Raw genomic sequence first — 20,562 nt, 5'->3', positions numbered from 1 at the left:
ATGGGCGGGGCGGCGCGCCGTCTCCGTCCATGCGTGCCCCGGCGTCACCGTCCTTCGGGGGCCGGCGGGACCACGGGACGCCGGCCCGGGCGCTGCCCCGCCGCCTGGACCCCCAGGCCCGCGATGAACAGGACCATCCCGCCCAGGGCGTAGGGCATCATGCCGGCGTCGGGTCCGCGGAGCGGTCCGAGGAACATGAACAGGGACCAGCCCACGGCGCCCGTCAGCGCGCCCCGTCCCCACAGCTTCGGACGGACGACCCGGGAACGCATCCACGGCGGGATCCACTGCCTCGTGAGGGCCACTGCCCCCAGTCCCGCCTGCGCCATGACGACCAGCACGGCGCCTGCGACGAAATACCAGTGCATCGAGCCTCGCTCCTCCGCGTGCCGGAAGGGAATCCGCGTCCTGATCATGACACGTGGAACGGTGGCGGTCACCCCTCGCGTGACGCCCTCCGCGGTACGCCGGACCGACCTGCGCGACGCGTCGTCCCGGCGGTCCGCACGTACGGGGCGAGCCGCGGAACACGACCCCCGCGCCCCTCCCGTACACCCCGATACCTCCCGCACCCCGACTGCTCCCAACTCCTCGTATACCGGTCGCGGAGGCGCTCGAACGGCCATACGCTCCCAAATGTGACGTCGCCCCCGATCCGAAGCCGGTCGCGCCGGGTCCTGTCGCACAGAGCCGTGCGGGTGGCGCATGCCGTGCTCGGGGGGCTGGTCGCGACGGGATGGCTGGTGCTGCCGCTGGCGCGGGCGGGGGCAGGGGCAGAGGCCGGGACCCCGGCGGCCGCGGCGCACGGTGCGGAGGTCACCGCGGCGCCGGCCACGACCGCGCAGGACGGGACGACGACCGGCGATCTCGTGCCGCCCCTGGTCGCGGTCGGCGCCGCGGGCGCGCTGGCGGCGTACGGGTACACGCGCCGCAGACGACGGGCGGCGACCCGGACGACACCCGGCGGCGACCCCGGGCTCACCCCCCTGCCCGAACTCGACCTCCGGGCACGGCGGTCGCTCGTCGAGATCGACGACTGCGTGCGCGTCGGCGCCGAGGAGCTCGCCCTCGCCGCGGACCGGTCGGCGGGCGACGCGATCGAACCGTACGTGTACGACCTGAGGCACGCGGAAGCCGGACTCGCCGCGGCCTTCCGGCTGCGGCAGCGCCTCGACGAGGCGGACGCGGCCGGTGTGGACCCGGACGGGGACGAGGGCGGCCGCAGGGACGTCCTGGAGGAGATCGTCGCCCGGTGCCAGGAGGCCGGAGAGCTGCTGGACACGGCGGCTCCGGGGTTCGACCAGATCCGGGCGCTGGAACGGAACGCGGTGGCCGCGCTGGAGTCCGCCGAGACCCTCTTCCGGGAGGTCGCCGGGCGCGTCCGCGCCGCCGAGACCACGCTCGCCGATCTCCACGGGCGGTACGCTCCCGCCGCCTCGCTCCCGGTCGTCGGCGATGCCGAACAGGCCAAGGACCGGCTCCTGTTCACCACGTCCCATCTCAACCAGGCGCGTCAGTACGCGGACCGGGGCGACGGCCCGAAGGCGGCGGCCCATCTGCGGGCGGCGGAAGGGGCGTTGACCCAGGCCGCCGACCTGGTGAACGGCGTGATCCGGCTGGCCGGGGAACTGGCCTCGGCGACGGCCGGGCTGCCCGCGGCGATCGCGGCGGCGGAGGCCGCGCGCGACGCGGCCCGAGGACTCCCGGCGGACGCCCGCGCCGGGCTCGTCGGGCCGCTGGGGCACGCGGAGGCGCTGCTCTCCGCGGTCCGCCACGAGACGGCGGCCGGGCCCCACGATCCGCTGGACGCGCTGCGCCGGGTGACGGAGGCGTCCGCGGGCCTGGCCGGGGCGGGGGACGGCGCAGTGGCCGACGGGCACGATCACGCGCTGGTGCCGGCCCGCAGCGCGCTCGCCGGGGCCGCGTGCTTCATCGGCACGCACCGCGGGGCGGTCGGCAGCGAGGCACGGACCCGGCTGGCCGAGGCGCGGCGGCTGCTCGAGCCGGGGTCCGTCCCCCTCTCCGGGGTGCTGCGGGCCGACGAACTCGCCCGGGAGGCACGACGGCTCGCCGAGCGGGACGTACGGGCGTACGGCAATCCCTCGGGCGGCCGCGGGGGTGCCGGGGCGGGTGGCGCGGTGCTCGGCGGAATCCTCCTGGGGGACGGCGGGGGCGGCCCGATGAGCTACGGCGGTCCGCGCACCCGGGGCCGCCGAGGAGCCCACTTCACCTGAACCGCCGGACAGCACCCCGTCCAGCCTTCAGCGCTCGACGCCCAGCCCCGGCCCCTCGGCTTCCCCCCTCGCCCTCGCCCTCGGCGGCTCCCGGCCCAGTCCTCAGAACAGGCTCAGCAACGCTTCCGCCGGGTCCATGAGCCCCGTATCCCCGTCCGGCAGCGGGAGTTCGAACCACACGGTCTTCCCGCGCGGGGTCCGGCGGGAGCCCCACCCGGCGGAGAGGAGACCGACGAGCTGTAGGCCCCGCCCGCCCTCGTCGGTGTCACGGGCGCGGCGGCGGCGCGGCTGGACGAGGCCGGCGTCCCAGACCTCGCAGACCAGCGTGCGGTCGAGGAGCAGCCGCAGTCTGATCTCGCCCTCGCCGTAGCGCAGGGCGTTCGTCACCAGTTCGCTGACCAGCAGCTCCGTCGTGTCGACGAGCGGCTCCAGGTCCCAGGCGACCAGCTGGGTGCGCGCGTACTCACGGGCCCGCCCCACGCTGCGCGGCTCGCGCGGCAGGGTCCAGTCGCCGACGGACTCGGCGGGCAGCCCCTGGACGCGTGCCATCAGCAGGGCGATGTCGTCCTCGCCGTGATGGGTGTCGAGGGTGTTCAGGACGTGGTCGCAGACGTCCTCCAGCGGCCTGGAGGGGTCGGTGAGGGCGCCGACGAACGCTTGCAGTCCCTCGTCGAGGGGGTGGTCGCGCGATTCGACCAGTCCATCCGTGTAGAGCGCCAGCAGGGCGCCTTCGGGCAGTTCGACCTCCACCTCCTCGAAGGGCTCGCCGCCCACCCCGAGCGGCATCCCGGGCGGCACGTCGAGCATCAGCGCGCTCTCGCCGGGTTCGACGAGCACGGGCGGCAGATGACCGGCGTTGGCGAAGGTGCACCGGCGGGTCACGGAGTCGTAGACGGCGTACACGCAGGTCGCGAGGTACACCTCGGAGAGGTCCGCGTCGCGGGGCTGACGGGCCGTCCGGGTGGCCTGCTGGACCCCGCCCGGAGTACCGAGGCCGCGCGCGATCTCGTCCAACGCCGAGAGGACCTCGGCGGGTTCGAGGTCGAGCAGGGCCAGGGTGCGTACCGCGGTGCGCAGTTCGCCCATCGCCACCGCAGCACGCAGTCCGCGGCCCATCACGTCGCCCACGACGAGGGCCGTGCGGTGGCCCGGGAGTTCGATGACGTCGAACCAGTCGCCGCCGACCTCCGTCGCCGCGTTGCCCGGCAGGTAGCGGCACGCGATGTCGAGGCCGGAGGCCTCGGGGTCGCCCGGGGGCAGCAGGGACCGTTGCAGGATGAGGGCGCGTTCGTGCTCGCGGCGGTACAGGCGCGCGTTGTCGATGCAGACGGCCGCCCGGGCGGCCAGCTCCACGGCCAGGGCGCGGTCGCGTTCCCCGAACGGCTCGCTGCCCTTCGTCCGGGAGAACTGGGCGAGCCCCACGACCGTGTCGTGGGCGACCATCGGGACCGCGAGCGTGGACTGGACGAGGCCGCCGTCCTCGGCGGGCATGTGCTGCGGCCGCGCGGTGCGCAGGGCGTCCGCGCAGGGCGAGTTGAACGGGTAGTGGTGGACCGCGCCGACGGCGACGGGCGCCGGACCGCCGGCGAAGGGCGCGTCGGCCACGGCGCTGGCGAAGGCGACCCGGCGGAGTTCGGCGCTGCCGTCCGCGAGGCCGGGCGGGGTCTCGTCGCCGACCAGCAGCCCCTGGTACAGGTCGACCGTCGCGAGGTCGCAGAAGCCGGGGACCACGACGTCGAGGAGTTCGCGTGCGGTGGTCTCCAGGTCGAGGGAGTTGCCTATGCGGGCGCCCGCCTCGTTCAGCAGGGCGAGGTTGCGGCGGGCGGCGGCCGCCTCGCGGGCGGCGGCGCGACGGGCGGTGATGTCGGTTCCGAGCCAGGCGATGCCGATGGGGCGGCCGCTCCCGCTGTGCACCCGGTAGAGGTTGATGGACCAGTGCCTGCGCTCGTCGGAGCCGGGGACCTGCCCGGTGACGTGCATGTCCGTGATGGAGTCGCCGGTCTCCAGGACCCTGCGCAGGACCGCCGTCACCCGCTCGGCCTCCGCGTGCGGGAGGTAGTCGTGGACGCCCTTGCCTCGGTGGTCGTCGACGGTGCCGCCGAAGATCGAGGCGAACCGCTGGTTGGCGCGCCGGACCTGGAGGTCGGTGTCGATCAGCAGGAATCCAAAAGGAGATTGACCGAAAATCGCCTGCGAGGCGGCGAGGTCCGTCTCCATCGTCCGCAGGGTGCGGACGTCCACCACGATGCACACGGCGGCCCGCTCACCGTGCTCGGTGGTCGTCGGCATCACATAGACCTCGGCGAGGCCCTCCCTGCTCCCGGAGTCCCCGGCGCCCTCACCGGCGTCCCCGGAGGCGGGCGTGCGGAAGGGCACCAGCCCGGTCCACTCGCGGCCGTCCAGGATCTCCGCCATCTTCCGCTGCCCGGACTCGCGCCGGTCGGCGGGGACGAACGCCTCGATGGGATCCATGCCGACGGCCTGCTCCGCGGAGATGCCGAAGATCTGCTCGGCCCGCAGGCTCCACTGGTCGACGAGCCCGTCCGCGCCGATGGAGAAGGAGGCGGCCTTGATGTAGTCGTAGATCGAACCGGGTGGACTGCTCTGCCACATCGTGTCGCCCAGCACCTCGTCGGCCTCGTCGTCGGCCGGACCGTCCGTCGTGCCGTCCGCCGTTCCGCCCGCGGCGGCCTCCGCGGCCCCGCCGGGAACCGCGCGCGCGAAATCACCCGCCGCATCGGCCCTCGCGCCGTCCGACGGGTCCTCGGACCCCGTGGCCTTCGCTGGTATCTCGCTCACGCGAACCGTCCCCTCCAGCTCACCGCGTCCGGCACCGGTCACCGGGGGCGGCTGCCCGCAGTATCCAGCACTACGGCGCCGCACGACACGGTGTTCACGATCACAGCACGGTCCCGATGGTTTTTGGACCGGCCGCGACATACTCCCCAGTCTTCTAACCAGGTGGCGCCCCGTCGAACCACACACCACGACACCGGTCGGAGCGTGATCCGGCCGCACGTCCCGCGGGCGTCCCGGTCTCCCCGTCTCAGTCCGGCACGGTCAGTTCGAACCAGACCGTCTTGCCGGTGTCCGCGGGCCAGGTGCCCCAGCGTCTGCACGAGCCGGCGACGAGCTGGAGCCCGCGTCCGCTCTCGTCGGAGGTGTCGGCGGCCCGTTCGCGGGGCGGGTCGGGCAGCGGGTCGGAGACCTCGACGCGCAGAGCGCCCGGTACGTCCTCGGGGCGTACGAGACGGACGCCGATCGGACCCGTCGCATGCCGGAGCGAGTTCGTCACCAGCTCGCTGACCAGCAGCGCGGCGATGTCACCGAGGGATTCGAGGTCCCAGTCGCGCAGCTGTCCCCGGACGACGGCGCGGGCGGTGCGGACGGCACCGGGCTCCGCGGGAAAGGTCCACTCGGCACGGTAGCCGTCAGTGTCGATCAAGCCGATCACTTCCCAGACCAGAACCCACCCACGCCCGGTTTCGGGGGGTTAATGGGCACATACCCGGTATCGGTGGAGCTTTACCGCACGCGGGGGCACGCCATGGCGCGAACGGCGCACGCGCGGGCACCTGAGTCATCACGCACCCGGACCGAGCCACGGCAGTGCGCTCTTGACCGCCGGCACGTCCTGGTCCAGCCAGTCCACGTCCCAGATCTCCTCGGGGGTGAGCCAGCGCAGTTCGTCGTGGTCCTCGAGGGGCGCGGGTTCGGCCGAGCCGGACAGCAGCCGGGCGGCCCACACCACCAGGACGTATCCCGGCTTCAGGGGCCACTCGCCGGGGACGCGCTCCAGCGCCTGCGTGTCGGCGCCCAGTTCCTCGCGCAGCTCGCGCACGAGGGCGCGCTCGGGGGTCTCGCCGGGTTCGACCTTGCCGCCCGGCAGTTCCCAGCGCCCGGCGAGGTCGGGGGGTGCGCTGCGGCGTGCGGCCAGCAGGCGCCCGTCGCGCACCAGGGCGCCCGCGACCACCACGATCCGTTCCGTCATGCGCCGGAGCCTACGGGAGCGGGAGGAGGTCCGGCGCCGGCCGGCTCAGGGGGTTCCGTTCGGCCCGATCCGCTCGACCCAGTAGAGCTGCTTGTGCCCGCGGTCGTCGAGGCTGTCCGCGATCTTCTCGGCCTCGGCGCGGGTCGCGTACCTGCCCACGCGGTAGCGATTGCCGTTGTCGTCCTGTCGTATGACGAGCCAGGGAAGCGTGATCGTACTGTCGTTCATCGAGCCCCTCCACTTCCCGCCCCGGGCCCCCGCCGAACCCCGCATTCCAACGAAACCGCAATCCGCATATGCCCGAGCCTACGCCTCACCTTCACGCAGCGAACACGGGTTTACACAAAGAGATACGCAACCGGCCAGTAGGGAACGTCGGCCCAGGGGGCGCACGCCGCCGAACGCGCCGCTCACGACCCTCACGTACCCCCGAACAGGGTGAAGTCGCCCCCGGTCCTCCATTCGAGAAAGGCCAGATTCCAACCGGCCTCACGGACGCCCGCGCCGGGGCGGGGCGCCCCGGCCGACGCACGGGGCCGCCGGACCTCACGAAGCGCCGCGCGGGACGCCGGACCGCATGCCGGGCGGGACGCCGGACCGCATGCCGGGCGAAGGTGACGCGTGGTCACTTCACCGGCAGGTGATAGGCGATCCGGTAGCGGTCCGCCGGGACCACCACGTCCGCCGTCTCCACCGGACGGCCCGAGGCGTAGAAGGTGCGCTGGATGACGACGACCACGTGCCCGGGCACGCCGCCCAGCGCCAGGAGTTCCTCGGCGAGGCCGGGACGCGCGCCCACCTCCTCGGTGACGTTGTCCACGATCACGTCGATGGCCGCCATGCGCTCGACGACACCCATGCCGCCGAGCGGGCCCTCCTCGGGGAGCATCACCGGCGTGCGCCCGGTCACGGCGAGCGGCTCCCAGGACGTGGAGAGCATCATCGCCTCGCCGCCGTCCCGGTAGACGTAGTTCGTGCACATCACGCGGTCGCCCGGCTGGATGGCCAGCCGTTCGGCGATCGCGCCGCCCGCCTCCACCTGCCGGCTGTGGGACTCCCAGGTGCCGCGCACGGCGAAGTCGGCCTGCTCCTGGCGGAAGGGGGTGGCGCCGCTGTCCGGCCGGTATCCGGAGCGGGCGACGCGGCGCGGCACCGGCCGCTCGCGGACGTAGGTGCCCGAACCGGAGCGGCCCTCGACCAGGCCCTCGGCCATGAGCACCTTGCGCGCCTCCAGGGCGACCGTGTCCGAGACCCCGTACTCCTCGCGGATCCTGGCCTGCGAGGGGAGCCGGGTGTGCGGTGGCAGCGAGCCGTCGACGATCTTCTTGCGGAGATCACCCGCGACGCGCAGGTACGCCGGCTGCTCACCGAATGTCACTTAGCCGCTCCCATCAGGTTGTACAGACAGCAACAGCGTGGCAACCGTGGGTTGTGTCGTGCAAGCAAAGGCCAGAGAATCACTCAATGTGATGACGCACGTCCCCGAGGGCTCTACGCAGGCACTTTCTCCCCACTGTGGCCGCCGTCACACCTCGATTCCGGTGCCGTCTTCGCCGCCGCTACCGGCACCTCCGCCCTCGTCGCCCTTCGGCGGGGTGGTGGCGAGGCCCAGAGCCTTGCGGGTGGTGACCGTCTTCTCGGGGTCGAGGAGCTTCAGGGCCTTCTCGTAGTGGGCGTAGAAGGTGTCGGCGTCCGGCGCGGCCGCGGCCTTCGCCCATTCCTTCCGGGACCGTTCGAGATCCTCGACCAGGACCGCGACCCGCTCGCTCGCGGCGGGGGCGAACGTGTGGCCGCGGAGCAGTCCCGCCTGCTTCGTGAGGGCACCCGCGACCCTGGTCGCCCACTTCTTGTGACCCGGCAGGTCGTCCTCGACGTACTCCTCGTCGGGGGCCGTGTCCATCGCCCTGTTGAGGACCCGTACCGCCTCCAGATAGGCGAGCTGGTCCGCGTCGAGCGTCGTGGCGTCCTCGCGCAGCGAGCCGGTCAGCGTCCCGTGCTCGTCGGCGCTCCCGAACATGCAGGTGATCTCACGGTCGCCCGCGCTCCAGCTCTGCCGGGTCGGCGTGAAGTAGTAGACGTCGACGTCGTCCGGAACGGCCCAGCCGTCCATCGCGTACGTGTCCGTGAGCGAGTAGCACATGTCCCCGGCCTGGTCGGAGACGGCGGAGTCGCCGGGGTAGGAGCCGCCGTACGCCCTCGCCTCGGCGAACACCTCGGCGTCGTGCCTCCCCGCGCACGGCACCACGTCGACGTCGTAGGCGACGCCCTCCAGTGCGCCGCCCGGCGCGTCGAAGCACTCGCCCTTGTGCAGGGAGAACGCGCTGCCGCCGCCCGCCCCCTCCCTGAAACCGTCCCAGAAGTCGCGCGCTCCCCCGGTGGCGACCACGAGCGCGAGCAGCACGACGCCGATCGACGACAGCACCATGCCGGCCACCGCCATCCCCTTGCCGCGCTCGCCACGCTTCTTGATCTGGACGAGCGCGACGGTCCCGAGCACCAGTCCGACGGCGGGCAGGAAGCAGAGGACGCCGAGGACCAGCGCCGCGATCGCGAGCCCGTTGAAGGGAGCGGGCCGGTTGTACGGGGAGTAGCCCTGCCCCCAGGGCTGGTACGGACCCGTGTACGGCCCGTGCTGGTAGGGCCCTTGCTGGTAGGGGCCGTAGGGAGCGGCCCCCTGGGGGGACGGGGTGTGCGGATACGGCGGCAGCCCCGGCGGCGGGTACTGCCCCTCGGGCCGCTGCGGGCCGGGCGGCGGGGGTGTGGCCACGGTCTACCTTGCTCCTCGTCCATCCTGATGAAACGCGCGTACGACTGCCGAACGGCTGCGCGCATCGTAAGCGCGGCACGGGCGGGACTGCGGCGGAGGCCGTCCCGGGCGATCGCCGGATACCGGCCGTTCCGGAGCACTCACGACGCCCCGCCCCCGGCGGCGCGTCTAACCTGCACCCATGACCGCACTGCCGGACTGCTTCTGCCCGACGGACGGCACCCGCGTCCCCGCCGGCTCGCTCGCCTGGTGCTGCCCCGTCTGCCGCGGCCCGCTCGATCTGGACTTCGCGCCGACGCCGGCCCCCCTCGCGTCCCTCACCGGCCGGGTGAACTCGATGTGGCGGTACGCCGAGTGCCTGCCGCTGGCCGCGCCCACGGTCAGCCTCGGCGAGGGCCGCACTCCGCTGGTCCCCCTGCGCGAGGGCGTCCTCGCCAAGCTGGACTTCCTGATGCCGACGCTGTCCTTCAAGGACCGCGGGGCCGTGCTGCTGGCCGAGCTGGCGCTGCGGCTCGGGCCCCGGCGGGTGATCGCGGACAGCAGCGGCAACGCGGGCACGGCGGTCGCCGCCTACTGCGCGCGGGCCGGACTTCCCTGCACCGTGTACGTCCCCGAGGGCACCTCCGCGAAGAAGCTGGAGCAGATCGAGGCGCACGGGGCCCGGCTGCGGGTGGTGGAGGGCGACCGCGAGGCGACGGCACGCGCGGCGCGCGAGGCGGCGGGCGAGGACGGCGTGTTCTACGCCTCGCACGTCTTCAACCCCTACTTCCTGCACGGCACGAAGACGTACGTCCACGAACTCTGGGAGGACCTCGGCGGCCGTCTGCCGGACGCCGTCGTGCTGCCGGTCGGCAACGGCACGCTGCTCCTCGGCGCCGCCCTCGCCGTGGCCGAACTGCACGCGGCGGGGCTGATCGACAAGAGGCCCGCCCTGTACGCCGTCCAGGCCGCCGCGGTCGCCCCGCTGGCCCGCGCCTGGTCCGAGGGGGCCGACGACCTCGTCGGGGTGACCCCCGCGGCACCCACGTTCGCCGAGGGCATCGCGATCCCGCACCCGCCGCGGGCCCGCCAGATCCTGAGCGCGGTGCGCGCCTCCGGGGGTGCCTTCCTGACCGTGACGGAGGACCAGATCCGTCACGCCCAGGCGGATCTGGCGGGTCGCGGGCTGTACGTGGAGTCCACGGGGGTGGCCTGCTGGGCCGCGGTCCGGGAAGGCGCGCTCGGCCGGCGCGAGGCCGTGGTGCCGCTGTGCGGGGCGGGAGCGAAGACGGGCATGGCGCGGGCCTGATCCCCGGCCGCCACGTCGGACATCGCTCCGTCGTGCACAACGCTTGACCTCCCCCCGTCCGGCCCGGCGCAACTACCAGGACTTCGGCGCCTGCGACCAGCACGGCCGACGGTTCGTCCGGTCCCCGGCGGCCGACGAGCCGCTCGACCCCTTCGAGGACCGGGAGGCAGAAGCGCCGGCCCCGTGGCCGGAGGACCGTTCAGTGCTCTGCCGGTGACTGCCCACCTTCTGGCTCCGCGGCCACTCGGCGTCATGACCTCCCGCGTCAAGAGACTTGTCCAGCAGCTCGACGGCGAGGCCGACGCGCCCTACGACGCTCGCGCGGAGGGGCACTCGCGAGGTGAGGGATCTCGGGCCTCCGGGGCGGCCGGCGGCTCGGCGGGGCTCGGCGCCGGCGGGCGGAAGAGAACGGCCCGCGCCACGGGCGGGGCGAACAGAGAGGTGACGGGCTCGGAGAGGGTCAGCACGGAGCGGAAGGCGCGCCCCACGACAGGGTCGCCGGGAGCCCGCTCCTGGACCCGGCGCAGGTACCAGCCGGCGACACGGTCCGCGGGTCCGCCGACGATCGCGGTGCCGACCGCACCCGGCATCTTGCGGTCCGCACCGGCGGAGATGTCCCACGCCTGCCGGGACGCCGCGAGGAGTGCCCGCTGCACTCGCCGCGTCGTGGGCGGCCGGCGCCGGTCGGCCAGTGCGTCTCGCAGGGCGACCGCGCTCATCGCGGCGACGGCCATGCCTTGCCCGTAGATCGGGTTGAAGGTGCACAGGGCGTCGCCGGTGGCGAGGAATCCGGCCGGGCGGCGACCGGGCAGGTCGTAGCGGCGGCGGATGTTCGCGGTCTGCCGGTAGCCGAACGCCGGCGAGAGCGGTTCGGCCTCGTCCAGCCACCGGTGCAGGAGCGGATGCGGCAGCCTCTTGGTGTACGTCACGAACTCGTCGTCGTCCGTGGGCGGTTCGTCGCCGCGCAGCCCCGAGACGATGACCAGATGACTGCCGTCCTCCAGCGGCAGAGCGCCGCCGGCGTGCACCTGGTCGGGGTCGGGGTAGGCGTAGTAGGCGACGGTGTCGCCGTCGAGGACGCCGCTCCTGCCGCGGTAGACGCGCGAGGCGTACGCGAGCCCCGTGTCGATGGTCTCCTCGTGCGGGGCCTCGGCGCCGATCGTCATGAGCCACTGTGACGCCTTCGTGCCGCGGCCGGAGGCATCGACGACCAGGTCGGCCTCAAGGGCCCGCCGCTCCCCGCGGGCGTCGCCCGAGCGCTCTCGCAGCAGCACTCCACGCACGCGTGAGGCGTCACCGAGGAGCCCGACGACATCGGTCCCTTCCACCACGTCGATCACCGGGTCGGCGAGCACCCGCCGCCGCACCAGCTCCTCGAGCTGTGCGCGGGAACCGGTGTAGATGTGTGTCGTCGCGGGCACCCGGCGGAACCAGCGGCCGGTCTGCCACAGCACCATGTCCGACGGCATGCCCACCCGCGGCGCCCCCGCCGCCGCCAGCTCCGCCAGAAAGCCCGGCAGCAGCGACTCCAAGGCCACCTGACCACCCTGCAACAGGACATGCGGATGCCGGCCCTGCGGTACGCCGGGCCGCGACTTCGTGCCACCCGGGAAGCGATCGCGCTCCACGACGGTCACCCGGTCGGCGTGTCCGGCGAGGACGTGCGCCGCGAGGAGCCCCGCGAGGCTCCCGCCCACGACGACCGCATGGCGCACGCCCCTGGCGCCGCCCACGCCCCAACCGTCCGGTTCCCCGGCAGAACTCATCGATCCGCCCCCCTCTGATCGCCACGTCGTCGAAAGGCACCAGTATCCCGCTCAGCAGGGCGGGTTGACCGCGTCCCCGCCCTTCTGCGCCTCCCGAACGCGCCCGCCCCGCCGACAAGCGGGCCCGGGGCGTCTCCCGATGGTCCGATCAGACGTTGAAGCGGAACTCCACCACGTCGCCGTCCTGCATGACGTACTCCTTGCCCTCCATGCGGGCCTTGCCCTTGGCGCGGGCCTCGGCGACCGAGCCGGTCTCGACCAGGTCGGCGAAGGAGATGACCTCGGCCTTGATGAAGCCCTTCTGGAAGTCGGTGTGGATGACACCGGCCGCCTCGGGGGCCGTCGCGCCCTTCTTGATCGTCCAGGCGCGGGACTCCTTGGGGCCGGCCGTCAGGTAGGTCTGGAGACCGAGGGTGTTGAAGCCGACGCGGGCGAGGGTGGCCAGGCCCGGCTCCTCGGCGCCCACCGACTCCAGCAGCTCCAGGGCGTCCTCCTCGTCGAGCTCGGCGAGGTCCTGCTCCAGCTTGGCGTTGAGGAAGATCGCCTCGGCGGGGGCGACCAGGGCGCGCTGCTCGGCCTTGAAGTCCTCGTCGACCAGTTCGTCCTCGTCCACGTTGAAGACGTACAGGAACGGCTTGGTGGTGAGCAGGTGCAGGTCGTGCAGCAGTTCCTCGTTGCCGGAGCCCTGGACGATGCCCGCGGAGAACAGGGTGTCGCCCTTCTCCAGGATCTCCTTGGCCGCCTCGACCGCCGCGACCTTGGGCGCGACGTCCTTCTTGATGCGCGACTCCTTCTGGAGCCGCGGCAGGACCTTCTCGATCGTCTGGAGGTCGGCGAGGATCAGCTCGGTGTTGATCGTCTCGATGTCGTCCTTGGGCGAGACCTTGCCGTCGACGTGCACGACGTTCTCGTCCTTGAACGCGCGGATGACCTGGCAGATCGCGTCCGACTCGCGGATGTTCGCGAGGAACTTGTTGCCCAGGCCCTCGCCCTCGCTGGCGCCGCGCACGATGCCCGCGATGTCGACGAAGTCGACGGTCGCCGGCAGGACGCGCTGCGAGGAGAAGATCTCGGCCAGCTTGGTCAGCCGGGGGTCGGGGACGCCGACCACGCCGACGTTCGGCTCGATCGTGGCGAACGGGTAGTTGGCCGCGAGCACGTCGTTCTTGGTCAGGGCGTTGAACAGGGTCGACTTGCCGACGTTGGGCAGACCGACGATTCCGATCGTGAGCGACACGTTGCGACTTCCCGTACGAGAGGATGGGCGAAGGGCCCTCCAGAAGAGCGGGCCGATCCACCAGTCTACGGCGTGCCCCGGCCCCCGCCCGCGAGGTATCGAACGCATGGCCAAGCTCGTTCCACGGCCGCGACTTCGGCTGATCTTCGGCGTGTCCCATGGAGCATTCCACACATAAAACGACCTAAGTTGGTCCAGTGGAGCAACACAGGACGCGTCCCCCCCAGCACGGACCGCGACGCGGCGCACCCGTTCCGGCGCAGGCCGGACGGGCCGCGGGCGGCGGTGTCCGACGGGACGGCCCGGTGGTACGACGGCCCGCGCCCGCCGGTGTCCGGGAGGCGCGCCCGGCGTCGCGTCCCCGGCTGACCGGGCTCGGCTGCGGCCTGTTCTGCGGCGCGTCGATGTTCGTGCTGGCCTGCGTCGACCAACTGCTGTTCGGCGGGTCGGCGACGGTGTACGGGGTGCTGTTCCTGCCGGTGTGCGTGCTGACCGCGCTGTGGGTGCGGCCCGGCGACCTGGTGACCGCCCCCGTGGTCGTACCGATCGCCTTCGCCGTCGGGCTGCCGCCGATCACCGACGACGGCGGAGGCGGTGCCGGCGGCCTCCTCATGGGCCTGGTCACCGCCCTCGCCCTACAGGCGGGCTGGCTGTACGGGGGAACGCTGGCCGCGGTCCTCGTCGTGGCCTTCCGCCGGATCCGCCTGGTGAACCGCCGCCGGGCGGACCGGCGGCGTGACCGGGCACGCGTCCTGCCGCCCGGCCGACAGCCCCGCTGACCCGTCGCGGACGGGTCCAGGAGCGCCCCGGGGGTGACGGGACCAGGAGCGCCCTAGGGGTGGTGGATCTGCGCCGCCCGCATCGCCGCGCCCACGATCCCTGCGTTGTTCTGGAGCTGCGCGGGGACGATCTCCGCCTTGATGCCCTGGATCAGCGGCAGGAACTTCTCGGCCTTGCGGCTGACGCCGCCGCCGATGATGAAGAGCTCCGGGGAGAAGAGCATCTCGACGTGGGTGAGGTACTTGGTGACGCGGCGCGACCAGTGCTCCCAGGTCAGCCCGTTGTCGTCCTTGGCCTTGGTGGAGGCCTTCTTCTCGGCGTCGTGGCCGTTCAGCTCCAGGTGGCCCAGCTCGGTGTTCGGGACCAGCTCGCCCTCGGTGAAGACGGCGCTGCCGATACCGGTGCCGAAGGTGAGCAGGATGACCGTGCCCCGGCGGCCCCTGCCCGCGCCGAACTCCATCTCCGCGACACCCGCCGCGTCGGCGTCGTTCAGCACGGTCACCGGCAGCCCGCCGAGCCGCTCGCCGAGCAGCGCGCCCGCGTCCACGTCGATCCAGGACTTGTCGACGTTGGCCGCCGTACGGATGGTGGAACCACCGGTCACCACGCCCGGGAACGTGATGCCCACCGGGCCGGTCCAGCCGAAGTGGTCGATGACGTCCTTCACCCCGTCGGCCACCGCGTCGGGCGTCGCGGGGTGCGGGGTGAGCACCTTGCAGCGCTCCTCCGCCAAGTCACCGCGATCAAGGTCCACCGGGGCACCCTTGATCCCGGATCCGCCGATGTCCACACCGAAGATCTTCATGGCCCTACGTTACGTCGTACGGCTGACCGTCACTTCCCGGACGGACCGCCGGTGCGCGCCTCCACCAGCGCGGCGGCCTCGGCACGCAGGTCGCGGCGCAGCTCCTTGGGGAGCGAGAAGGTGATGGACTCCTCGGCGGCCTTGACGATCTCCACGTCCTCGAAGCCGTGCCCGGACAGGAATTCCAGGACCTGCTCGACGAGGACCTCGGGGACGGAGGCGCCGGAGGTGACGCCGACCGTGGTCACACCCTCCAGCCAGGCCTCGTCGATCTCCTCGGCGAAGTCCACCAGGTGGGCGGCGCGGGCGCCGGCGAGCTTGGCCACCTCGACCAGCCGCACCGAGTTGGAGGAGTTGCGCGATCCGACCACGATGACCAGGTCGGCCTCCGCGCCCATCTGCTTCACGGCGAGCTGACGGTTCTGCGTGGCGTAGCAGATGTCGTCGCTCGGCGGGGAGATGAGCAGCGGGAACTTCTCCTTGAGGGCGTCGACCGTCTCCATGGTCTCGTCCACGGAGAGGGTGGTCTGGGAGAGCCAGACGACCTTGGAGGGGTCGCGGACCTCGACCTTGGCGACGTCCTCGGGGCCGTCGACCAGGGTGATGTGGTCGGGCGCCTCCCCGGAGGTGCCGATGACCTCCTCGTGGCCCTCGTGGCCGATGAGGAGGATGTCGAAGTCCTCGTTCGCGAAGCGGACGGCTTCCTTGTGGACCTTGGTGACCAGCGGGCAGGTCGCGTCGATGGTGGCGAGCTTGCCCGCGGCGGCCTCCTCGTGGACCACGGGGGCGACGCCGTGCGCCGAGAACATGACGATGGACCCCTCGGGGACCTCCGCCGTCTGCTCGACGAAGATCGCGCCCTTCTTCTCCAGCGTCTGCACGACGTACTTGTTGTGGACGATCTCGTGACGGACGTAGATCGGAGCCCCGTACTGCTCGAGGGCCTTCTCGACGGCGATCACGGCGCGGTCCACGCCCGCGCAGTAGCCACGGGGGGCGGCGAGCAGGACACGGCGGCCAGGAGAAGCGGTCATGCCCACCATCGTAAGGCCGCGCCCGGCGGGCCGGGGATCGCCTCCCGGGGGACATGACCGCTGACCGGGGCGTACGGGCTCGCGGGTGTTGTCGGTGGCGGCCACTACGCTCGGCGCATGGCTCTCAACACGTCCGCGGACGCTCCGCTGCCCGTCGGCGAGGTGTCACGGCTCATCGGGGGATGGATCGACCGGCTCGGCGCGGTGTGGGTCGAGGGGCAGATCACCCAGTTGTCGCGGCGCCCGGGCGCGGGCGTCGTCTTCCTGACGCTGCGCGACCCGTCGTACGACGTCTCGGTGAGCGTGACCTGTTACCGGCAGGTCTTCGACGCGGTCGCCGACGTCGTGAGCGAGGGCGCCCGGGTGGTCGTCCACGCCAAGCCGGAGTGGTACGCGCCGCGCGGGCAGCTGTCCCTGCGCGCCGCCGAGATCAAGCCGGTGGGAGTGGGGGAGCTCCTGGCCCGCCTCGAGCAGCTGAAGAAGTCGCTGGCGGCCGAGGGGCTGTTCGCGGCCGAGCGCAAGAAGCCGCTGCCGTTCCTGCCGCAGCTCATCGGGCTGGTGTGCGGACGCGCGTCGGCGGCCGAGCGGGACGTGCTGGAGAACGCGCGGCGGCGCTGGCCCGCCGTCCGCTTCGAGGTGCGCAACGTCGCCGTGCAGGGCGTCCACGCCGTGCCGCAGGTCGTGCAGGCGGTGCGGGAACTGGACGCGCTCGACGAGGTCGACGTGATCGTCGTGGCGCGCGGCGGCGGCAGCGTGGAGGACCTGCTGCCGTTCTCCGACGAGCAGCTCGTGCGCGCGGTCGCGGCCTGTGGCACGCCGGTCGTGTCGGCGATCGGGCACGAGCCGGACAGCCCGCTGCTCGACCTGGTGGCCGACCTGAGGGCGTCCACACCGACGGACGCCGCCAAGAAGGTCGTGCCGGACGTCGGCGAGGAGTACGAGCGGGTGCGGTTCCTGCGGGACCGCGCGCGGCGCTGCGTGGGGGCGCTCGTCGACCGCGAGGAGCGGGGCCTCGCGCAGGCGCTGGCCCGGCCCTCGCTGGAGGACCCGTACCGGATGGTCGACGAGCGGGCGGACCAGGTCGCCGCCCTGCTCGACCGGAGCCGGCGCAGTCTCGGGCATCTGCTGGACCGCGCGGACTCGGAGCTGACGCACACCCACGCGCGCGTGGTGGCCCTCTCCCCCGCCGCGACCCTCCAGCGGGGGTACGCGGTGCTGCAGCGGGCCGACGGCCATGTGGTCCGGGACCCGGCCGAGGTGGCGGCGGACGAGACGCTGCGGGCGCGGGTCGCCGAGGGTGAATTCACGGTTCGAGTCGATGCATAGGGTGGGCACATGACCGGCAAGACGGACGAGGCGCTCGGGTACGAGCAGGCACGGGACGAGCTGATCGAGGTCGTGCGCCGCCTGGAGGCGGGCGGTACGACCCTGGAGGAGTCCCTGGCGCTCTGGGAGCGCGGCGAGGAACTGGCCAAGGTGTGCCGGCGCTGGCTGGAGGGCGCGCGGGCCCGGCTGGACGCGGCCATGGCCGAGGAGTCCCAGGAGGAGGACACCGGCTCCGGTTCCGAGTGACGAGCGGTCGCGGGTGACCCCCCGTACGGCTGTGGCCGGCCCCTCACCGGGGGCCGGCCACAGCCGTACGGGGGGTCATTGCGTGCGCGGGACCCCTTCTCCTCGACCTCCGCCCCTGTGAAGCGGATCACCATGCTCCCTTTTTGATTGAAACTTAAACCTCTTCGGCGTACTGTCGTACCCGCCAACAGATCCCCCCGGATCCACCGCACGTACCGAGAAGGTTTCTCATGTCTCTCGTCCTTGACCCCACCGCTCAGGACCTGCTGTTCCGCGAGGCCCGCACCGCGAACACCTTCACCGACGAGCCGGTGACCGACGAGCAGGTGCAGGCGATCTACGACCTGGTCAAGTTCGGCCCGACCGCCTTCAACCAGTCGCCGCTGCGCATCACCCTGGTCCGCTCCCCCGAGGCGCGCGAGCGCCTGGTGCGGCACCTCGCCGAGGGCAACCAGGCGAAGACCGCCGCCGCCCCGCTGGTCGCGATCCTCTCCGCGGACAACGAGTTCCACGAGGAGCTGCCGGCCCTCCTCCCCCACTTCCCCGCGGCCAAGGACATGTTCTTCTCCGAGCGCCCGGTCCGTGAGGGTTCCGCCGCGATGAACGCCGCGCTCCAGGCCGCGTACTTCATCATCGGCGTCCGCGCCGCCGGCCTCGCCGCGGGCCCGATGACCGGTGCCGACCTCGCCGGGATCCAGAAGGAGTTCCTGGACGACGACCACACCCCGCTGATGATCGTCAACATCGGCAAGCCGGGCGAGGACGCCTGGTTCCCGCGCTCCCCGCGCCTGGAGGCCGACCAGGTCATCACGACCGTCTGACCGACGGCACGGAGAGACGGCCGGCACGGCGGACGACCGCTGGGGCCGTTCGCCCCGCACGCACACGAGAAGGGCCCCCGGCGCTGCCGCCGGGGGCCCTTCTCCGTACCGCGGGGACCTACGAGGTCTTCAGGGCCTCCGCCATCTTCGCCAGCGAGGCGAACGACCCGGTGCCGGTCACCACCGTCGTGGAGCCCTTGCCCTCCAGGACGAGGGCGTCGTAGTGGTCGCCCTCGTAGCGCTGCCAGACCTGGTCGCCGATGCGCTCGGTGGCCTTCGTCCGCCGTGCGCCCTGACTCGCCGAGTCGATGAACACGGCCGGCCGCTGAGTGGACTGCTCGACCGCCACGTACTGACCGTCGGGAGCCCGGAAACCCAGATGCCAGGCATCGAACTCGCTGCCGTCGTAGCGCACCGAGGTCGCCTTCCACGCCGAGGGCAGACCCTCGGGCGCCACCACGGGGTAACTCGCCGCGCGGCGCGCCGTCAGCAGCTCGACCCGGTAGTCGACACGCTTGAGATCGGGCTCGGAGTCGTCGTGCGGGATGAAGATGTAGATGACGCCCGCCATGAGCCCGATGAGGCCCAGGGAAAGAATCATGTCCCGGACCGACTGCTTGCCTTTCATACCTGCCACGCACCTATCGTCGCAGGTGCCCTGGTCTGCTCATCCGTGGGGCCCCCTGCTCATTTTGTAAGCCTGGCGATAGAGTCGGGACATCACCCTCATCCGGCCGTCGTCGTATCAGAAAGGTGCGTGTCGATGACCGAACATCATCTGCCCTCCGAACTCGAGGTCCCGTCCGAGGCCCCCGACCGCAACCTCGCCCTCGAGCTCGTCCGGGTCACCGAGGCCGCCGCGATGGCGGCGGGCCGCTGGGTCGGCCGCGGCGACAAGAACGGTGCCGACGGCGCCGCCGTCCGGGCCATGCGCACCCTCGTCTCCACCGTCTCGATGAACGGCGTCGTCGTCATCGGCGAGGGGGAGAAGGACGAGGCCCCCATGCTCTTCAACGGGGAGCGCGTCGGCGACGGGACCGGCCCCGAGTGCGACATCGCCGTCGACCCGATCGACGGGACCACGCTCACCGCCAAGGGCATGACGAACGCGATCGCCGTGCTCGCCGCCGCCGACCGCGGCACCATGTTCGACCCGTCCGCGGTCTTCTACATGGACAAGTTGGTCACCGGTCCCGAGGCCGCCGACTTCGTCGACATCAACGCGTCCGTCGAGGTGAACATCCGCCGGGTCGCCAAGGCCAAGCGGGTCACGCCCGAGGACGTCACCGTCGTCATCCTCGACCGGCCGCGCCACGACGGGATCATCAAGGAGATCCGGGAGACCGGCGCGCGCATCAAGCTGATCTCCGACGGCGACGTCGCGGGTTCCATCCTCGCGCTGCGCGAGGGCACCGGCATCGACCTGCTGCTCGGCATCGGCGGCACGCCCGAGGGCATCATCTCGGCCTGCGCCGTCAAGTGCCTCGGCGGCACCATCCAGGGCAAGCTGTGGCCCAAGGACGAGGAGGAGCGGCAGCGGGCGGTCGACGCCGGGCACGACCTCGACCGCGTCCTGACCACGAACGACCTGGTCTCCGGCGAGAACGTCTTCTTCGTCGCGACCGGGATCACCGACGGCGAGCTGCTGCGCGGAGTGCGCTACCGGTCCGAGACCGCGACGACCGAGTCGATCGTGATGCGGTCCAAGTCGGGCACGGTCCGCCAGATCAGGTCGGAGCACCGGCTGAGCAAGCTGCGTGCCTACAGCGCGATCGACTTCGACCGCGCCAAGTAGGACCACCGGCCGGCGGGCCCGGTGCCCGCGAGGCACGAAAGGGGCGCCCCTTGTGCGGAGGGGCGCCCCTTTTCCCTGCGCCGACACCGGCCGACGGGAGGGGTGCACGGACCCCGCGCCGAGGCGGACGAGCCGCCCCGGCTCCCGCTCACGCGGATCGGCCCGGCCCGCGCTCCCGTGCGCACAGGGCGGACGGCCCGGCTTTCACGTCCACGGGGCGAACGACTCGCCTCCCGCGCGTGCGGGTGAGGGGTCCGGCCCCGCGTGTTCCAGGTGGGCGGCCGCCCCCGCGTGCCAGGTGGACGGCCCGGAACTCCCGCGTGTGCGGGGTGGGCGGCCCGTCTCCCACCGGGGGGCGAGCAGACCGATCCCCCACGGGCGGAGCATGCGACCCGGCCCCTGCTCGTACGCGGCGAACAGCTCGGCTCCCGCGCGTGCGGGGTGGGCGGCCCGGCCCCTCCTGCGCAGGGGA

20 protein-coding genes are annotated in these 20,562 nt (G+C 72.7%); 7 read left to right on the top strand and 13 right to left on the bottom strand.

The window, feature by feature from the left end:
- Positions 1-44: 44 nt before the first annotated feature.
- Positions 45-368 (bottom strand): hypothetical protein, encoded by a 324-nt coding sequence (locus CW362_RS04135; RefSeq protein ID WP_162683958.1) that lies wholly within the window; start codon positions 366-368, stop codon positions 45-47.
- A 330-nt stretch (positions 369-698) separates the two neighbouring features.
- Here CW362_RS04135 and CW362_RS04125 point away from each other — a divergent pair, with 330 nt between their 5' ends.
- Positions 699-2,234, top strand: a complete 1,536-nt coding sequence (locus tag CW362_RS04125; RefSeq protein ID WP_162683957.1) for an ATP-binding protein — start codon at positions 699-701, stop codon at positions 2,232-2,234.
- 102 nt (positions 2,235-2,336) lie between these two features.
- Here CW362_RS04125 and CW362_RS04120 read toward each other — a convergent pair whose 3' ends face one another.
- The 6 genes from CW362_RS04120 to CW362_RS04095 form a co-directional block, all read right to left on the bottom strand.
- Positions 2,337-5,033, bottom strand: a complete 2,697-nt coding sequence (locus CW362_RS04120) for a SpoIIE family protein phosphatase (protein ID WP_103548078.1) — start codon at positions 5,031-5,033, stop codon at positions 2,337-2,339.
- A 247-nt stretch (positions 5,034-5,280) separates the two neighbouring features.
- On the bottom strand, positions 5,281-5,688 hold the full coding sequence (locus CW362_RS04115) for an ATP-binding protein (protein WP_103547960.1): 408 nt from the start codon (positions 5,686-5,688) through the stop codon (positions 5,281-5,283).
- Positions 5,689-5,817: 129 nt separating this feature from the next.
- On the bottom strand, positions 5,818-6,225 hold the full coding sequence (locus CW362_RS04110; RefSeq protein WP_103547959.1) for a (deoxy)nucleoside triphosphate pyrophosphohydrolase: 408 nt from the start codon (positions 6,223-6,225) through the stop codon (positions 5,818-5,820).
- Between the two features lie 45 nt (positions 6,226-6,270).
- The gene (locus CW362_RS04105) at positions 6,271-6,453 is read right to left on the bottom strand and encodes an SPOR domain-containing protein (protein WP_103547958.1); all 183 of its coding nucleotides are present in this window, start codon (positions 6,451-6,453) and stop codon (positions 6,271-6,273) included.
- 397 nt (positions 6,454-6,850) lie between these two features.
- The gene (locus CW362_RS04100) at positions 6,851-7,603 is read right to left on the bottom strand and encodes a GntR family transcriptional regulator (RefSeq protein ID WP_103547957.1); all 753 of its coding nucleotides are present in this window, start codon (positions 7,601-7,603) and stop codon (positions 6,851-6,853) included.
- A gap of 147 nt (positions 7,604-7,750) precedes the next feature.
- Positions 7,751-8,992: a DUF4190 domain-containing protein gene (locus CW362_RS04095; RefSeq protein ID WP_103547956.1), complete on the bottom strand. Its 1,242-nt coding sequence runs from the start codon at positions 8,990-8,992 to the stop codon at positions 7,751-7,753.
- A gap of 181 nt (positions 8,993-9,173) precedes the next feature.
- Here CW362_RS04095 and CW362_RS04090 point away from each other — a divergent pair, with 181 nt between their 5' ends.
- Positions 9,174-10,280: a threonine synthase gene (locus CW362_RS04090; RefSeq protein ID WP_103547955.1), complete on the top strand. Its 1,107-nt coding sequence runs from the start codon at positions 9,174-9,176 to the stop codon at positions 10,278-10,280.
- A gap of 308 nt (positions 10,281-10,588) precedes the next feature.
- Here the strand turns inward: CW362_RS04090 and CW362_RS04085 are convergent, their stop codons facing one another.
- Both CW362_RS04085 and ychF read right to left on the bottom strand, forming a co-directional pair.
- Entirely contained in the window at positions 10,589-11,977 is a 1,389-nt protein-coding gene (locus CW362_RS04085; RefSeq protein ID WP_103548077.1) for an FAD-dependent oxidoreductase, read from the bottom strand.
- 217 nt (positions 11,978-12,194) lie between these two features.
- Positions 12,195-13,283, bottom strand: coding sequence for a redox-regulated ATPase YchF (gene ychF, locus CW362_RS04080; RefSeq protein WP_103547954.1), 1,089 nt, complete (start codon positions 13,281-13,283; stop codon positions 12,195-12,197).
- 305 nt (positions 13,284-13,588) lie between these two features.
- On the opposite strand from ychF, the gene CW362_RS04075 reads away from it, so the two are divergent.
- Complete coding sequence (locus tag CW362_RS04075) at positions 13,589-14,062, top strand: DUF6542 domain-containing protein (RefSeq protein ID WP_420856855.1); 474 nt, start codon at positions 13,589-13,591, stop codon at positions 14,060-14,062.
- Between the two features lie 53 nt (positions 14,063-14,115).
- Here the strand turns inward: CW362_RS04075 and ppgK are convergent, their stop codons facing one another.
- Positions 14,116-14,868, bottom strand: coding sequence for a polyphosphate--glucose phosphotransferase (gene ppgK, locus CW362_RS04070; RefSeq protein ID WP_103547952.1), 753 nt, complete (start codon positions 14,866-14,868; stop codon positions 14,116-14,118).
- A gap of 29 nt (positions 14,869-14,897) precedes the next feature.
- Positions 14,898-15,911, bottom strand: coding sequence for a 4-hydroxy-3-methylbut-2-enyl diphosphate reductase (locus CW362_RS04065; protein WP_103547951.1), 1,014 nt, complete (start codon positions 15,909-15,911; stop codon positions 14,898-14,900).
- Between the two features lie 108 nt (positions 15,912-16,019).
- Here CW362_RS04065 and xseA point away from each other — a divergent pair, with 108 nt between their 5' ends.
- The 3 genes from xseA to CW362_RS04050 all read left to right on the top strand — a co-directional run bounded on the left by xseA (position 16,020) and on the right by CW362_RS04050 (position 18,295).
- Positions 16,020-17,228 carry an exodeoxyribonuclease VII large subunit gene (xseA, locus tag CW362_RS04060; RefSeq protein ID WP_103547950.1) on the top strand — a complete coding sequence of 403 codons (1,209 nt, stop codon included), beginning with the start codon at positions 16,020-16,022 and terminating at the stop codon, positions 17,226-17,228.
- A 9-nt stretch (positions 17,229-17,237) separates the two neighbouring features.
- Complete coding sequence (locus CW362_RS04055) at positions 17,238-17,474, top strand: exodeoxyribonuclease VII small subunit (protein ID WP_103547949.1); 237 nt, start codon at positions 17,238-17,240, stop codon at positions 17,472-17,474.
- A 230-nt stretch (positions 17,475-17,704) separates the two neighbouring features.
- Positions 17,705-18,295 carry a malonic semialdehyde reductase gene (locus CW362_RS04050; RefSeq protein ID WP_103547948.1) on the top strand — a complete coding sequence of 197 codons (591 nt, stop codon included), beginning with the start codon at positions 17,705-17,707 and terminating at the stop codon, positions 18,293-18,295.
- Between the two features lie 118 nt (positions 18,296-18,413).
- Here the strand turns inward: CW362_RS04050 and CW362_RS04045 are convergent, their stop codons facing one another.
- Positions 18,414-18,932 (bottom strand): DUF4245 domain-containing protein, encoded by a 519-nt coding sequence (locus CW362_RS04045; RefSeq protein ID WP_103547947.1) that lies wholly within the window; start codon positions 18,930-18,932, stop codon positions 18,414-18,416.
- 126 nt (positions 18,933-19,058) lie between these two features.
- On the opposite strand from CW362_RS04045, the gene glpX reads away from it, so the two are divergent.
- Entirely contained in the window at positions 19,059-20,090 is a 1,032-nt protein-coding gene (gene glpX, locus CW362_RS04040; RefSeq protein WP_103547946.1) for a class II fructose-bisphosphatase, read from the top strand.
- 204 nt (positions 20,091-20,294) lie between these two features.
- On the opposite strand, the gene CW362_RS43995 is transcribed toward glpX, so the two are convergent.
- Positions 20,295-20,562 (bottom strand): hypothetical protein (locus CW362_RS43995; protein WP_206300855.1); only part of this gene is annotated, 268 nt, incomplete at its 5' end.

This window comes from Streptomyces populi (genome assembly GCF_002911015.1).
Lineage (GTDB): Bacteria > Actinomycetota > Actinomycetes > Streptomycetales > Streptomycetaceae > Streptomyces > Streptomyces populi.
This window is presented reverse-complemented; position numbering and strand designations above follow the sequence as displayed.